The organism is Wolbachia endosymbiont of Zygogramma bicolorata, assembly GCF_051130665.1.
Lineage (GTDB): Bacteria > Pseudomonadota > Alphaproteobacteria > Rickettsiales > Anaplasmataceae > Wolbachia.
The window spans coordinates 710,783-725,441 of sequence record NZ_CP149530.1; the positions used below are offsets into that span (position 1 = coordinate 710,783).

General features: G+C 33.8%; 16 protein-coding genes and 2 other RNA genes. 12 read left to right on the forward strand and 6 right to left on the reverse strand.

Features of this window, described 5'->3' with window-relative positions:
- The first annotated feature begins 48 nt into the window (after positions 1-48).
- Positions 49-468, forward strand: coding sequence for a nucleoside-diphosphate kinase (gene ndk / locus WKH12_RS03340; RefSeq protein WP_434732005.1), 420 nt, complete (start codon positions 49-51; stop codon positions 466-468).
- 1,318 nt (positions 469-1,786) lie between these two features.
- Here ndk and WKH12_RS03345 read toward each other — a convergent pair.
- On the reverse strand, positions 1,787-3,130 hold the full coding sequence (locus WKH12_RS03345; protein ID WP_434732006.1) for a bifunctional folylpolyglutamate synthase/dihydrofolate synthase: 1,344 nt from the start codon (positions 3,128-3,130) through the stop codon (positions 1,787-1,789).
- Complete coding sequence (locus WKH12_RS03350; protein WP_253309232.1) at positions 3,127-3,717, reverse strand: MlaC/ttg2D family ABC transporter substrate-binding protein; 591 nt, start codon at positions 3,715-3,717, stop codon at positions 3,127-3,129. Before WKH12_RS03350 ends, WKH12_RS03345 begins: the two co-directional genes overlap by 4 nt.
- A gap of 109 nt (positions 3,718-3,826) precedes the next feature.
- Here WKH12_RS03350 and ssrS point away from each other — a divergent pair.
- The 3 genes from ssrS (at position 3,827) to WKH12_RS03365 (ending at position 5,221) form a co-directional block, all read left to right on the forward strand.
- A non-coding RNA gene (gene ssrS / locus WKH12_RS03355) (6S RNA) lies at positions 3,827-3,988 on the forward strand.
- 19 nt (positions 3,989-4,007) lie between these two features.
- A complete protein-coding gene (locus WKH12_RS03360) occupies positions 4,008-4,469 on the forward strand; it encodes a type II toxin-antitoxin system RatA family toxin (RefSeq protein ID WP_434732007.1) in 462 nt (153 codons plus the stop codon).
- A gap of 53 nt (positions 4,470-4,522) precedes the next feature.
- Positions 4,523-5,221 (forward strand): DsbA family protein, encoded by a 699-nt coding sequence (locus WKH12_RS03365; RefSeq protein WP_253309234.1) that lies wholly within the window; start codon positions 4,523-4,525, stop codon positions 5,219-5,221.
- Positions 5,222-5,250: 29 nt separating this feature from the next.
- On the opposite strand, the gene WKH12_RS03370 is transcribed toward WKH12_RS03365, so the two are convergent.
- Entirely contained in the window at positions 5,251-5,529 is a 279-nt protein-coding gene (locus tag WKH12_RS03370; RefSeq protein WP_253309235.1) for a DUF2671 domain-containing protein, read from the reverse strand.
- Between the two features lie 258 nt (positions 5,530-5,787).
- Here WKH12_RS03370 and WKH12_RS03375 point away from each other — a divergent pair, with 258 nt between their 5' ends.
- Positions 5,788-6,435, forward strand: a complete 648-nt coding sequence (locus tag WKH12_RS03375; RefSeq protein ID WP_434732008.1) for an O-methyltransferase — start codon at positions 5,788-5,790, stop codon at positions 6,433-6,435.
- A 1-nt stretch (position 6,436) separates the two neighbouring features.
- Here the strand turns inward: WKH12_RS03375 and WKH12_RS03380 are convergent, their stop codons facing one another.
- Complete coding sequence (locus WKH12_RS03380) at positions 6,437-7,090, reverse strand: glutathione S-transferase family protein (RefSeq protein ID WP_064125276.1); 654 nt, start codon at positions 7,088-7,090, stop codon at positions 6,437-6,439.
- 219 nt (positions 7,091-7,309) lie between these two features.
- On the opposite strand from WKH12_RS03380, the gene ffs reads away from it, so the two are divergent.
- The 4 genes from ffs (at position 7,310) to WKH12_RS03400 (ending at position 10,524) form a co-directional block, all read left to right on the forward strand.
- Positions 7,310-7,409: signal recognition particle sRNA small type (ffs, locus tag WKH12_RS03385), an RNA gene on the forward strand.
- 15 nt (positions 7,410-7,424) lie between these two features.
- Entirely contained in the window at positions 7,425-8,909 is a 1,485-nt protein-coding gene (gene dnaX / locus WKH12_RS03390) for a DNA polymerase III subunit gamma/tau (protein WP_265016627.1), read from the forward strand.
- Between the two features lie 21 nt (positions 8,910-8,930).
- A complete protein-coding gene (locus WKH12_RS03395) occupies positions 8,931-9,245 on the forward strand; it encodes a YbaB/EbfC family nucleoid-associated protein (RefSeq protein ID WP_064125278.1) in 315 nt (104 codons plus the stop codon).
- Between the two features lie 264 nt (positions 9,246-9,509).
- Positions 9,510-10,524, forward strand: a protein-coding gene (locus WKH12_RS03400) for an IS630 family transposase (protein WP_434732009.1) whose coding sequence is annotated in 2 segments (ribosomal slippage) — positions 9,510-9,974 and positions 9,976-10,524 — 1,014 coding nt in all. Because the reading frame shifts where the segments join, the coding sequence is not laid out codon by codon here.
- Between the two features lie 183 nt (positions 10,525-10,707).
- Here the strand turns inward: WKH12_RS03400 and WKH12_RS03405 are convergent.
- Both WKH12_RS03405 and lipB read right to left on the reverse strand, forming a co-directional pair.
- Positions 10,708-11,685: an LD-carboxypeptidase gene (locus tag WKH12_RS03405; RefSeq protein WP_253309636.1), complete on the reverse strand. Its 978-nt coding sequence runs from the start codon at positions 11,683-11,685 to the stop codon at positions 10,708-10,710.
- Positions 11,685-12,302 carry a lipoyl(octanoyl) transferase LipB gene (gene lipB / locus WKH12_RS03410; RefSeq protein WP_253309637.1) on the reverse strand — a complete coding sequence of 206 codons (618 nt, stop codon included), beginning with the start codon at positions 12,300-12,302 and terminating at the stop codon, positions 11,685-11,687. Before lipB ends, WKH12_RS03405 begins: the two co-directional genes overlap by 1 nt.
- A gap of 275 nt (positions 12,303-12,577) precedes the next feature.
- Here lipB and WKH12_RS03415 point away from each other — a divergent pair, with 275 nt between their 5' ends.
- The 3 genes from WKH12_RS03415 (at position 12,578) to tnpC (ending at position 14,602) form a co-directional block, all read left to right on the forward strand.
- Entirely contained in the window at positions 12,578-12,811 is a 234-nt protein-coding gene (locus WKH12_RS03415) for a DUF6290 family protein (RefSeq protein ID WP_010081986.1), read from the forward strand.
- Positions 12,808-13,050 (forward strand): type II toxin-antitoxin system RelE family toxin, encoded by a 243-nt coding sequence (locus WKH12_RS03420; protein WP_434732643.1) that lies wholly within the window; start codon positions 12,808-12,810, stop codon positions 13,048-13,050. Before WKH12_RS03415 ends, WKH12_RS03420 begins: the two co-directional genes overlap by 4 nt.
- A 196-nt stretch (positions 13,051-13,246) precedes the next feature.
- The gene (gene tnpC, locus WKH12_RS03425) at positions 13,247-14,602 is read left to right on the forward strand and encodes an IS66 family transposase (protein WP_434732010.1); all 1,356 of its coding nucleotides are present in this window, start codon (positions 13,247-13,249) and stop codon (positions 14,600-14,602) included.
- Positions 14,603-14,659 lie beyond the last annotated feature (57 nt).

Here is a 14,659-nt window from a genome sequence, read left to right on the forward strand (position 1 = left end):
TACAATAAAATAAATCTATAAATATACAATCTTATATAAGGAAATAATATGGTAATTGAGAAGACACTTTCGATATTAAAACCTGATGCAGTAAAAAATAATATTACAGGCAAGATAAATTCATACATTGAAAGCTCTGGGCTCAAAATTATAGCACAAAAAATGATGTTGCTGACAAAAAAACAAGCAGAGCTGTTTTATGAAATTCATAAAGATAGGTCTTTTTTTGGGGAATTGGTAGAGTTTATGACTTCTGGTCCTGTGATAGTTCAAGTTTTAGTTGGTGAAAATGCAGTAAGTAAATACAGACAAATCATGGGAGCTACCGATCCAAAGCAGGCAGATAAAGGTACAATCAGGGGTGATTTTGCTGATGACATTAGTGAAAATAGAGTTCACGGCTCGGATAGTCTAGAAAATGCTCGTAAGGAGATAGCTTTCTTTTTTGCTGAACGTGAGTTGGTGTAGTCAACTCAGATTTTCCTATATATAACTAAATTTTCTGGATCCTATGTCAAGCATACATCTGTACGAACGTTGTAATTAACAGGTGGCAAATCCAAGTAGCTGACAACATAGAAACGAAAAAATTGCTTTACAAACTTCGCCAACCCCCTTATCATAAACACTGAAGCTATTTATTTATCTTCTCTGTACAGATTAAATGACAAAAAAACTCAACGTATTTGGCGTCTCATGTTTAATTTTTCGCACTACGTGCACTCTATGTCTTTATCAAATTTCTAGGTTTTTACCTATACAAGCTGAAATACGCTTATAAAGCATTTAAAACATTAAAAAACGCCAACTTAAAAAATGGATAGTGAATAATTAGCTACCCTAGGGTTTCTTTTGCCTTTTTTTCTGTTTAGTAAATTTCTTAAACATTTATGACTAAAGGTTAGTTGCATTAAAAAGCAGCTAAATCGCGGTTATTAAGCGTTTAGAATAAAAAAACGCCATACTTGAAAGTATAATGTAAGTAATTAGCCAACCACGGGGCTTCTTTTGCCTTTTTTTCATTTGGTAAATTTCTTAATGTTTATAGCTCAAAGAGCCCAAGAGAGGTCAGTGCTCCTTTTTTTGTCATCTCAGCACCTTCTTCTGTCATCCCAGTGCGTGACACTGGGATCTAGCCTTTATTATTTGGTTGAAATTAAGTCTTCTGGATCCCAGTGTCAGCTACTTTCATAACATCATCATAAAGTAAAATGAGATCCCAGTGTCACGCACTGGGATGACAGGGGAAGGTATTAGGATGACACCGTCATAAAGTAAAATGAGATCCCAGTGTTAGCTACTTGGATGACAGGGGAAGGTATTAGGACGACACCGTCATAAGGTGAACCAGTGCTCCTTTTTTTGTCATCCCAGTGCGTGACACTGGGATCTAGGAAACTTAACTGCAAGTAATGCATTGGGTTTTGTGAATATGGGTTTTGCGTTATAGAATGAAACACTTTTGGTGAATTTGTAAAGAGAACTAGATCCCAGTGTTAGCTACTTGGATGACAAGAAAGGGGCTACTTGGATGACAAGAAAGGGGGCTACTTGGATGACAAGAAAGGGGCTACTTGGATGACAAGAGAAGGGGCTGCTTGGATGACACCGCTTGGATAGGTCAGCTACTCAGATGACGCCGCCTGCCATGCAAACTGCAACCCTAAATGTTGGAGCACTGTCGTACACTAAGCGCTGTAATGACAATTTTAGTCGCTTCATACAATACTATAAATAATCAAGGTCATTTTCCCATCGGTCAGTTAATGCTCACATATCATCAAAGTTAGCTATTCTCCATAGCGAAGTCTCTAGCTAGGAACAATGAGCCACAGATTAGTATGGTTTTGATGTTTTGGATAGAGGCTTTTAATATGTGATTTGATATTGCATCGCCAATTGATTCACATTCAACTGCTTTTATTCCTATGTTATTGGCTTTTTCCCTAATCAAATTTGTATTTGTTGCTTTAGGTTCAGACTTAACACAAACCGCACATAGTAGCTTGATATATGGCTTTAAGTGCTCTAAGAACTCTTCCACATTTCTGTTACGAGTAACACCAAAAATTATATAGATACCTTCAGCAAAATTATCTTTTACCCACTGAGATAGCACTCTAGCACCGTCATTATTGTGCGCACCATCTAAAAATAATTGCCAATCTTTCGGTAGTAGGGAAATTAAATTACCCTCTTTTATGAGCTCTAATCGTGCAGGCCAGTAGGTACGCTGTAAACCTGAAGTGATATCCTCTTCTCCAATATCAAATCCATATTTTCCACTTAAAATACTACATGCTGCAATAGCATTGCCTGCATTAATCACCTGATGATCACCCTTTAAAGATGGCAAAGAAAATTCTATTGATTGAATAGCTGATTGAAAAATCATTTGAGCTCCAGCACGTGACCTCTCATTTTTTTGTTTCTGGATCCCAGTTTGGATGACAGATAGTCGTTTTTTGCAATTCCATTCAAGGCCTCCTCTATACAGAGGAGATTTCTTATTTATTGCGTGGTGTTCTAGCGTGTTCATTATAGATTTTTCTTGTGGTGCTATTACGCAAGGAACATTAGGTTTCATTATTCCAGCCTTTTCACCTGCTATAATTTCTATAGTAGGGCCAAGATATTCTGTATGATCAAGGGCAATGGAAGTAATGATTGTTAAAATCGGACTATCTATAACATTTGTTGCATCAAGTCTTCCACCCATACCTACTTCAACTAAAGTTATATCGGCTTTATGACGAGAAAAAGCTAAAAAAGCTGCAATAGTTGCAGCTTCAAACAGAGTGATAGGTTGTTCTGCAATTACGGCACGGCATTCTTCTAATAAGCTATATAATTCATTATCGTCGATATAACTGCCTGCAATAACTATTCTTTCATTAAAATTCACCAAATGTGGAGAAGTGTATGTATGGACCTTATACCCTGCTGCTTGCATTATATATCTTATAAATGCTAGTGTTGAGCCTTTCCCGTTAGTCCCAGCTATATGAATTACGGGAGGCATTTTTTTCTCAGGATTGTCCAATTTATTTAGAAAGCTTTTTATGCGATCAAGAGAAAAATCCTTTGGTCTACTACCAAGCGGTTTAGGCCAATGAGGCATATATATCACGGATTGTTATTGCATTTTAATTCAGCTATAACGCTTGCTATGCCATGCGTGTCGATTTTTTCACTAAATTGAGAACGTTGATTAATAGCAATACTTATTCCACTCATTACAACATCACTTATCAAGAAAGAACTGTTATTTTTAGTAACTTTAAAATCAATATTTGTAAATTCTTCATCACCGTAAGAAAATCTTGTACCAATTAAGCAAGTTTCATCGTCAACTGCTTTTGTACTCATTATGATCATTTCACTATCATGCATGTATTTATATAAAATTTTAACGCACAAACGCGTAAGATACACTTCATACTCTCTTAAAAAATCTTCTTTTTCTTTTTGTTTAACTAAAGCCCAATGTTTTCCTATAACGAATTGCGATATTCCTTTGAGGTTAACATTATTCTGAATGACCTCCTGAAGCTTTTCGTGTACATGCCCTAGGTTTTTTCTATTTCCTTTTGTAGATATACCATCCACTTGTTGCTTCATAGTATGCACAAAAATTTTGTGATCTGTACAACTAGTGTAAGCTCTTGAAGAAATTGCAATAAAAACAATAATGATTAAAACTTTAGTAATGTTCATAAGATAAACTATAATACTTAAAATGCAAAATTTAATAAGGATTAAATAATAATCGCTGACTTTAATATACCTATAGACATGCCCTGTGTAAATCATCTATAATTCAAGTAAGGGTCTGTGCTATGCGTTATGAGTTAAGTTAAATTTCCCGAGCGATAATTTCTAGAGAAGGGAATTGCCTCTGCTGGTTTCGTTGAAACTAATATGCGATGCCCACCTTAACTTCAGGTCTCAGGAATCTACTAAGGCTGACGGTAGATACGGATCCTTTTTTGATTGGTACTAAATTTATGCTTCATCAATGCAGAGAACAAGGTACCTTCCTATGTTCGCCTAATGAAGTATTCCAAATTGTAATTGATGTTGAAAGGTATCCTGATTTTGTTCCTTGGTGCAAAGCCGTTTATATAAAAGAAAAAATTGACAACCAAATGGTTGTGGATCTTCTCGCAGTTTTTCATGGAATTAAAGGAAAGTACACATCAGAAGTAACCTTTCTTTCTCCAAGTGGAACAAATGAAGGTTGGATAAAAGCTGTATCATCAAATGGAATATTTAAACATCTATACAATGAATGGCAATTCATTTCCATAGATGAAAATAAAACTATGGTAAAGTTTTATATAGAGTTTAAGTTTAAGTCCAACTCATTTTCCACTTTATTAAACTCAGTATATAAATATACACAGAGTAAAATAATTGCTGCATTTAAAGATAGGGCTGAAAGCCTTGCTAAACAAAAGTTATCTTGACATTATTAATATAAATATGTAATTTTTTTAGTAAGTTAAGTGTTTGTATTGTAATGATTTTCAGACTATTGTTTTTACTAATTCTTATGAGTGTTAATTCTTATGCAGTTGTTAAATCCAGTAACCAACATATTCAAAAAGAAACTAATGAAATAACATCAAAGGAGTTACTATCACTATTACCTGATGATAAATTATTAGGAGATCCAAAAGCACCAATTCTAATGATAGAATATGCTTCATTAACTTGCTATCACTGCTCTCTTTTTCATAAGAATGTTTTTCCTAAAATTAAAGAGAAATATATAGACACAGGTAAAATGTTATATATATTTCGTCATTTTCCTTTGGATTACAGAGGGCTAAAGGCTGCAATGCTAAGTCATTGCTACGAAAAACAAGAAGACTACTTTAATTTTAACAAAGCTGTTTTTAACTCAATAGATTCGTGGAATTACTACAATTTAAGTGATTTGACTTTACTACAAAGAATTGCTGCACTAAGCAACTTAAAGCAAGATGCATTTAACCAATGCATTAATGATAAGAAAATTATGGATAAAATCGTAAATGATAAATCACTGGCAATCAATAAACTTGGTATCACAGCCACTCCAATATTTTTCATCAAGCTTAACGATGATGGTAAGTCATATATAGAGCATAATAAAGTTAAACATGAAGGGTATAAAGAGCTGAAATATCTTACTGATGTGATAGATAAATTATATGGAAAAGCTATAGTGAAGTAATACCACTGTAGCTTACCATATAAAAGACTCTATGCTGAGTCATTGTTTTTCACTACTGTTTGTTGTTTTTTACGCTCAAACTCTCTTTTTTTACTGTGCCAAGTGTAGTAATACATAGCGATTTTATTCTCTATTAATACTATTGTCCCATCATAAAACTGAACCATATCCATAACTTTTCTCTGAGCTTCATTAAAACGTTCTTTATACTTTTCACGATAAGCTGGATTATGTAGTAACATAACCCCTTCATTCTTGTTAGATTTTTTGTTTAACGTTTCAACTTCACTAGCAATAGTATAAGACATATAACCCCCTCTAATTGATTATAAAAATTATATTTTAAAAAGAGAAATGCGCATAAACAATCCCTTTAATTCTAGTATAATAATCGATTGTTTATTATACTAGTTAACCATAGTACGATATATAATAATTTTTGTCACTTAAAATTTTATACTATGAAATAATAACTTAAAATAAATGTTTTTATTATTTTAAACTATATTATTATATTTATAAACTGTGTATGAATTAAGCTTCCCTAATTTATAATATAAAACGTAATGCGTAATAATTTTAGTATAAAATTATCATATATAAGAAATCTATTTGCAAAAGAATATAAAAAAATAGAAGAATATTGTATTCTTGAAAAAAAGCAACATATTCAGATTGGCCCTGAAGAAGGAAAGCTATTAAGTTTATTTATAAAAATCCATAAAATCAAAAGTATTGTTGAGATTGGCACGTTATACGGTTATTCGTCGATTTGCATGGCAAAAGCTCTACTGAAAGACGGTCATATATATACAATAGAAAATAATCCTCAACACTCAAGAATAGCAAAAAAAAATTTTAGTGCTTTTAATCTAAGTGATAAAATTACTCTAATAGAAGGTGATGCACTGGAAAAAATTAATGAATTATCAGCAAAGGCACCATTTGAGATGATATTCATCGATGCTGACAAAAGTAGTTATCCTAAGTATTTAGATTGGGCAGAGTCATACATTAAACAAGATGGGCTAATCGTTGCAGATAACACTCTATTATTTAATACAGTATTTTTAGAATCGCCTCCAAAAGAAGTATCAGAAAAATCATGGCATGCTATGAGGGAGTTTAATAATAGATTATCAGATGAAAAGAAATATTTCTCTATATTGATTCCAACTGATGAAGGAATGACTGTAGCTTTAAAGCTAACATAAGTTAAAAATCAAGGTCAGCGTAATGTTTAGGAGGGGTTAAACCGGAAACTCTCTCTAATAATATCTCACGAAAACAAGGCTTTGATTTAACAATGGAGTACCATTCTTTTAAAATTTTACTTTTTTCCCATGGAAAACTACTTACATAATCCATTACGGAAATATGCGATGCTAAAGCAATATCAGCCAAAGTGAACTTATCAGTTGCAAGCCAAACGTTCTTGTTAATTAAGTGTTCGATGTATTCCATATGGCAAGGCAGGTTATGCTGAGCTGCATGAAGAAATCTAGAGTCAGGGCTGCGGTTAGTAATTACTTTTTCATTCATAATATACTTAGTAACTTCATTGTAAAATTTGTTGTCGAACCAATTGATTAGAGCGCGTATTTTAGACTTAATAATAGTGGATGAACCAAGTAATTTGACGTCGCTATTGTAAGTCTCTTCTATATATTCACAAATGGCATTACTATCCGCTATTACAAAGTTATTATCTATTAATACTGGTACTTGCCCAGTTGGATTGATCTCCATAAATTCATTCCGTTTTTCCCACGGATTTTCATACACTAGATCGCAGCCTAATTTTTTTTCTTTTAGAAAAGTTCTAACTTTTCGTGAAAATGGACAAAGAGGAAAATGATATAAAATCATAATATTCCTCTTTTGTTATCCCAGTACCTATAGGTTGTTATTCCAGTGTGTGACACTGAAATCCACATCTTTTTTCTCTGGATCCAAGTTGGGATGACAAGAGAAGAGTATTTTAGGTAACAGTTGTTTAATCCAAAGTAATGTTGCAAGAGATCTAACATATAAATTATTAAGGTTAATATAGGATATACCTTGTTAAATAAAAAAAAAAGTATAATATTTTATAAGGTATGCAGGCAAAAACTCTGTAATTTGGTCAGATCAGAAATGAAGCAGCCATATCAGAACCTTTTTGGGTTGCATACCTATTTCATTATTTGTTTTATCCGAGGCTATGAATATAGCATTAAAACATCGTCCTAGTAGCTTTAAAGATCTAGTAGGTCAAGATATATTAGTGCGTGTATTAGAAAATGCTTTTATTTTAAACAAAATCCCACAGTCTATACTGCTCTCTGGTAGTAGTGGAGTTGGTAAAACCACCACTGCAAGGATAATAGCTTTATGTTTGAATTGTTCCCTGGGGCCAATTTTTGAACCTTGCGGATCATGTGAAAATTGTCTAGCAATAAAAAATTCAAGCCATCCAGATGTAATTGAAATCGATGCAGCAAGTCATACTAGCATTGACGATGTTAAAGTAATCCTGGGAGATATTTGCTATTCACCTATAAGCTCTAAATTCAAAGTCTACATTATAGATGAAGTACATATGTTATCCAGCAGTGCATTTAACGCATTACTTAAAACCCTAGAAGAGCCACCCTCTAGTGTAAAATTCATTTTAGCAACTACAGAAATAAAAAAGATACCAATAACTATTATTGCACGTTGTCAAAGATTTGATTTACACAACATTCCTGTAGCTAAAATAGTAGAACGTTTAAATGATGTTGCACAAAAAGAGAGTTATTCCATTGAAAAGGGAGCATTAGAGTTAATTGCACGACATTCTGGAAATTCAATGCGTAACGCCTTGTTTTTGATGAATCAAGCAGTGCTATATAGCAAAGATGGTGCAATATCCACTAAAAATGTGATAGACATACTTGGCCTAGTGGATAAAGATATTATATTCGATCTATTAGGAGCAATATTAGAAGGTGATTTACAGAAAGCTCTATCAGTGTTTGACAAGGCGATAAAAACAGCAAACCCACTTAGTATTTTTGAAGGTCTATTGCAAACAATTCAGTTAGTATGCCGTTTTTTGATTACAAAAGAAATTGATAATGCAGTTACAGAGTATGAAAAGAACAGGATAAAAGATTTAAGTATAAAGAAGTCTTTAATATTTTTTTCGAGATTGTGGAAGGTGTTGCTTAAAGGTATTCAAGATATAAAAACTTCAACATGCAACGATGTTGCTGCTGAAATGATGTTAATTAGCCTCTGTTATCTTTCTGATCTGCCTTCTCCGGAACAAGTGGTCAAAAAAATTCTTTCGCAGAATGCACAGCAGGGAAATACGCATAGTATAGGAAATGAACAGCAACAAAATTATGATTTTGACAAAGTTTTGCAACTATTAAGGCGGAGTAACCAAATTTATCTTTACAAACAACTGTGTAATAATCTACAATTAATAGATTGTAAACCTGGATATTTAAAATTAAAAGCTGTATCTAAGTTGGATAGTAATTTTTGCAATGATTTAAAAAATTACTTAAACCAGGTGACTCAGCAGGAGTGGGTTATTACAGTTGATACGGGTTATATAAATAGGGAAGTGAGTAATTTAAATTATGCACCTGCAGTTAAGGATATACTTGATACATTTAAAGGTGCAAAAGTAGTTAATATAGAAAATAAGGAGTAAGTTGTGGATTTTAGTCAAATAATGAAACAAGCGCAAGAGATGCAAAAAAAGCTTGCAGAAGCTCAAGAAAAATATGTTGGGAAAGAGTTTCAAGGTATTTCTGGTGGTGGCAAAGTTTCTGTATTAGTGGAAGTCATAAAAATAGGTAGCTATAAAGCTAAAAAGGTGAACATAGACTTAGAACTTATGAGAAATGAGGAAAAAGATATAGTAGAGGATTTAGTAACAGCAGCGTTTAATGATGCCGTTAAAAAAGCAGAAGAAGATATGGCAAATGCAACTTCTGATCTTGCAGGTATGATGGGTTTACCACCTGGGTTCAAACTTCCTTTTTGAATTTACTACTGAAGTTTCTTTTAGTGTAAGTATTTCTTTTTTAATATTTTCAACGCTAGTACTTCTTTATATAATACGCCTATAGCTAGCACAGCCCTACGTCATACCGTCACGGATAGATTCCGCTAACACGTAGCGGAATGACGAATTTTTGTTTTTCAAATTGTAGGTAAACCTAAGCTACTTTATACCAATTCCTAAAAATAAATAGAGGAATAAAGAAAAATTTCTAAAATAGAATAATTTAAGAATTAGTGGGGAGTTATGGCAGGAAAAAGTAAAGCAATAGGAGAAGAATTATATAATAAGTGTAACCTGGAATTAAAGAAGCACGGCATAAGAGGAGAGATAGGAAGAAGATTACAGGCAATAATATCTGCAAAAGAATATGGAATAACAAAAGTTGCTCAAATATACCGAATTACTAGAACTACATTGATGAAGTGGATTACAAGATTTAAGGAAGGAGGAGTCAATGCGTTTAAAATACAACCAGGACGTGGAGTAAAGCCGAAGTTGAGCTACAAGCAGCAAGAAGAAATTAAAAATGTCATAGCAGAAGAAGGAGCCAACCTAACGGCTAAGAAATTAAAAATCATAATTGAGAAAATGTTTTCTATTGAGGTAAGTAAGTCTACAGCACATAGACTGATGCAAAAGTTAGGTTTTTCGTATATTACTCCAAGGCCTGTGCACAATAAACAGGATAAAAATAAACAAGAAGAGTTTAAAAAAAAATCTTAATGAAACTATTGTCACGTATCCCGAAAAAGAGCTATTTTTCTTCGATGAGTCGCGGTTTGGCACACATTCAAAGATTGGACACGGGTGGTTTAAAAAAGGCATTAGGACACAGGTTAAGGTAAAATTAGGTAGGCAAAACTTTTATCTCTATAGTGCAGTTAATCCTAGAAATCGAGAGAGTTCTAGCTTATTCGTACCAAACGTCAATACTGATTGTATGAATATATTCCTTGAGCAGATGTCACAATATTTAGGAACAAGGGAGGCATTTCTTGTTGTGGATTGTGCAGGATGGCATAGATCCAAAGGTTTAAAAATACCACAAAATATTACCTTAATCTATTTACCTCCATATTCACCAGAGTTAAATCCAGTAGAGCGTTTATGGCAATATTTGAAAGACAATCTCATTAAAAATAGAATATATGACTCTGTTAGTTTATTGGAGGATACTGTATGTGCATTCATTCGTAATATTACGGAAAGTTCGATCAAAACCATTTGTTCTGTGAGTTATTTGCCTACTTATTTATGAGATTTGGTATAAGAGATACCGCGGCGGCATGACGGTTCGCGGCGGTATAATAACTCGTCATCCCGCTACGTGTTAGCGGGATCTAGAGATACCGCGAATGAATCGCGGTATGACGGTTAAGTACGTGTTAGCGGCTAAGAGATACCGCGGCGGCATGACGTAGAGCTCGCATTAGCTATAAGATTAGCTAACATTCTGCACATCCATAAAAAACAAACCTTCTTTTTCGTCTTGAACGCTAATAATAGCGTGAGTGTTAAGAGGTAAAGGGTCATTTGTATGTCCATGGCCTACCCCTTTCATTGTAAATACAGGAAAGTTAACACTTTTTGCAAGCCTTTCTTTTACAACTTCAACAAGATTATCATTATAACAGTTAACGAAATCCCCAAAGATTACTGCATGCACTCCATCAAAAATGTGAGCTTGTTTTAGGTGATCTAAACTGCGCTCTATTGCGTATGGGTAAACTCTTATGTCCTCTAAAAATAGAATTTTACCTTTCGCATTTATTTGCCAAGCGGTTCCTATACTATTTTCAACTAAAGTCATATTACCACCGATGACTTTAGACTCTAATCTGCCATCTTTTAGTCTAATGCCATTGTTTATCATCTTTAGGTTATCAAATCTGATAGAATCCCGCTTGTTAAGAATTAACTCTTTCAATTTTTCAACAGAGCTTTCAGAAACGGAGCTATTTACTATCATTTCCAACATGGTGCCGTGAAGAGTTTGCCAATCATATTTAGCTTGTAGATAGATGTGCAAGGCAGTTATATCGCTATAGCCTATGAGGATTTTTTTGTTTTGAGCAATCCTTTCTTTTTTATCATTGGGTAACTTTTCTAGATAGGGAATTAACCGAGAAGCCCCTTCTCCTCCTCTGATACACCAAATTATTTTACTATCATTAGTTAGTGCACTAACCAAATCATTTGCTCTGAATTCATCAGAGTTGGAATAAAATGGATTGTCATTACTATATATTTTTTCCGAAATATGGGGATTAAAATCCGAAGCTTCTACATATTCTTTTATAGTAGTCAGATCTGATTCTTTTCCCTTGGAAGAAGGAGCAATAATATCAACTCGGTCGATTGCATGAATACCTGTGTTAGCACATAAAGTGAAAATAAAATATAAAAGGTAAATGATCATTAAAATATCTTATAAAACTCTTTTTTTAGTATATCATCCAATTCAGAGAGTGGAACTTTCACTCCTAGTTCTTCCATTGATGTGACGCCATAACCTTGCAGTCCACAAGGAATAATACCCTTATAGTGAGAGAGATCTGGAAAGACGTTAAGCGCTATGCCATGATAAGTTACCCATTTTCTTAAGCGAATACCAAAAGCTGCAATTTTTTTTTCTACTCCATTGTTATTCACCCAAACACCTATTCTATCCTCTTTAAATTCTCCAAGTATATTAAATTGCTTTAAAACATTTATTATCCACTTACTTAGGTCTCTAATATATAGCTTTATGTCGCATTTATTTCTTTTTTTAAGGTTTAACATTAAATATATGATGCGCTGTCCTGGACCATGATATGTGTGTTTACCACCCCTTCCTGTTTTATATATAGGAAATAGTTTTTCAACAATATCATCATCTGTTGCACTGATTCCTGCAGTATAAAGTGGAGGGTGCTGGAGTAGCCATACCAATTCGTCTGCTGAATTATTGTAAATTTGTTGAATTTTTTCTTCCATAGATTTTACGGCACAGTTATAATCAATAAGCTGATTAGATATTAGCCATTCTGTCATGTTCAATTTCTTTTCTTTTTAGTATAGCAGTGCATTCTTTTCCTGTCATCCAAGTGCCCTCTTCTTGTCATTCCAGTGCGTGACACTGAGCGCAGCCTTTCTTATTCCTAATATACTTAATACTAACTTCTGTGCTATTTCTCCTTAACAAACATAGTACATGACAAATGTTTAATTGTTTGTCAACACAGGTCCTCTTTACGTATAGGCAACTTTTTTTATTGAAAAATTCAGAAAAATGTTGTATAATTATTAGTAGATTTTAGGTAAAATATATGGCAAACTCAAAATTTAGCATAACTTTCAACAACGAAATTTCAGAGTGTCTTGCTGGACTAGCTAAAATAAGAAATAAGTCCATTAAAGAACTAACAGAGAAGCTAATACAAGAAGCAATTGAAAATGAGGAAGATAAAATACTAATTGAGCGTGCTGCCAAACGTAATGTTTCAGGTGTAAAGAAAATTAGAAGTGAGGATGTAGACTGGAATACAATATTATCTTCATAGAAAGCGTTCTTGAGAAAGACCTTCCAGCTCTTCCAAAAACAATAAGATTAAGGATCATAAATGCGATAAATAAGCGCCTTAAAATTGATCCCATTAACCTTGGTGAGCCATTATATTACAGATTTAAAGGACAAAGAAGATTAAGGGTAGGTGATTATCGCGTTATCTATTCCGTAAATATTATAAAATATGAAGTGGTTATCACAGAGATAGGACACAGAAAAGATATTTATAAGTAAGTACATCATATAAACATTAAATATATTTTTACTCCTTCCTGATTCATTTTCTACCTTAGGTGGCTTCGCTCAGCTCAAAAAAAAAGCTCATTCTTTTTGCTACCCCTTATTGTGGTAACCGTTCACGGAGATAAGGTGGTTTACAAAGTAAGTATAAAAGTGTAAAGAGATAGGAAGCTAAATATGGAATGGGTAAATGACAACAGTGCTGCAAGAAAAGGTTGTAGCAGAAAACGCTAATCTCAAGGAAGAAATAAAAGCACTGATCAGAGAAAATGATAGCTTGAAAGCAAAAATAGTTGAATTAGAAGACAAATTGGGCTTAAATTCGCAAAATTCATCGCTGCCACCATCACGAGATATATATCGTAAGAAAGCAAAAAAGAAAAGTGATAAAAAACCAGGAGGTCAGCCAGGACATAAGGTGCATAAGCGTGAATTAATGGCTGCAGACGAGGTAGTGAGATGCACAATTGATACAATTTGTATGTGTGGAGGTAAGATTACTTTAGAAGATGAAATTATTCATCAGAAGGCAGAGTTGCCAGAAATTAAGCCAATTGTAACTGAGTACAGGTTGCAAAGAGGACATTGTAGAGTATGTAATAAAAGAATTACAGCAAATTTACCCGAAGGTGTTGCAAGAGATTTTCTAGGACCCAATGCTAAAACAGTTATAAGCAGCCTTAGCGGCTTTTTTATTAACTCAAAAAGAGAGGTACAGCAAATTTTGGGCAGTATTTTTAATCTAAATATAAGCCTTGGTTTAGTCTCAAATACTGAACGCAGGGTATCGAAGAAGTGTGCATCTGAATATGAGAAAATGAAGGAAGAGTTGCAAGGAAGCGAGTATTTGCATATAGACGAAACAGGGCACAGAAATCAAGGAAAGAGAGGCTGGAGTTGGGTAATAACAAACAAAGCGTTGACACTTCTGAAGGTAAGCGAGTCTCGTGGTAAGAAGGTGTTGAAGAGTTTACTGCCAGAATATGATGGTATATTTGTGAGCGATAGATACGCTGTATACAATTACTTCAATCGTGAAAATAGACAGATATGTTGGGCACATCTGGCAAGAGATTTTGAGAGATTTGCCCATAGTAAAAATGTTGAAGTGAGCAAAATTGGCCAAGCACTAAAATCGCTCAGCAATAAGGTGTTTGTAGTAGATAAGGCAAAAAAACAAAATTTGATAGATAATTTGAGATTTTATCGACTGGTGCGAAAAATTCGGAAAAGGGTAAAACATTTTTTACGTAAAATGACGAGGGTTGCAAATAGCACTCAAGCTTCAAGAATGGCCGCTAAGATGTTACGATCTGAGGATATGATGTGGAAGTTTTTAAGAAAACCTGAAGTGATAGAAACAACTAATAACCTTGCAGAACGGCAAATTAGACGGTACGTAATTTATCGTAAAAACAGCTTTTTCACCTGGTCAGAACGTGGAGAAAGATTCGTGGAAAGAATGTTGTCGATATTTTTGACATCACGTCTCAATGGCCAGAACCCCTTTCAAAAGCTACAGAATCTAGTAGCTGTCACTGCTTAGTTCTTTAATTCATTCTCACAATCCGTGAACGGTTACTAAGGAAATGCTTGCTGATAA

Bases quoted from the DNA above. Each gene is read 5' to 3' on its own strand.
- WKH12_RS03375 (WP_434732008.1), top strand. From the start codon at position 5,788: ATGCGTAATAATTTTAGTATAAAATTATCATATATAAGAAATCTATTT.
- WKH12_RS03365 (WP_253309234.1), top strand. From the start codon at position 4,523: ATGATTTTCAGACTATTGTTTTTACTAATTCTTATGAGTGTTAATTCT.
- lipB (WP_253309637.1), bottom strand. From the start codon at position 12,302: ATGACAGAATGGCTAATATCTAATCAGCTTATTGATTATAACTGTGCC.
- WKH12_RS03360 (WP_434732007.1), top strand. From the start codon at position 4,008: ATGCTTCATCAATGCAGAGAACAAGGTACCTTCCTATGTTCGCCTAAT.
- WKH12_RS03380 (WP_064125276.1), bottom strand. From the start codon at position 7,090: ATGATTTTATATCATTTTCCTCTTTGTCCATTTTCACGAAAAGTTAGA.
- WKH12_RS03395 (WP_064125278.1), top strand. From the start codon at position 8,931: ATGAAACAAGCGCAAGAGATGCAAAAAAAGCTTGCAGAAGCTCAAGAA.
- WKH12_RS03350 (WP_253309232.1), bottom strand. From the start codon at position 3,717: ATGAACATTACTAAAGTTTTAATCATTATTGTTTTTATTGCAATTTCT.
- ndk (WP_434732005.1), top strand. From the start codon at position 49: ATGGTAATTGAGAAGACACTTTCGATATTAAAACCTGATGCAGTAAAA.
- WKH12_RS03370 (WP_253309235.1), bottom strand. From the start codon at position 5,529: ATGTCTTATACTATTGCTAGTGAAGTTGAAACGTTAAACAAAAAATCT.
- WKH12_RS03415 (WP_010081986.1), top strand. From the start codon at position 12,578: ATGGCAAACTCAAAATTTAGCATAACTTTCAACAACGAAATTTCAGAG.
- dnaX (WP_265016627.1), top strand. From the start codon at position 7,425: ATGAATATAGCATTAAAACATCGTCCTAGTAGCTTTAAAGATCTAGTA.
- WKH12_RS03405 (WP_253309636.1), bottom strand. From the start codon at position 11,685: ATGATCATTTACCTTTTATATTTTATTTTCACTTTATGTGCTAACACA.
- tnpC (WP_434732010.1), top strand. From the start codon at position 13,247: ATGACAACAGTGCTGCAAGAAAAGGTTGTAGCAGAAAACGCTAATCTC.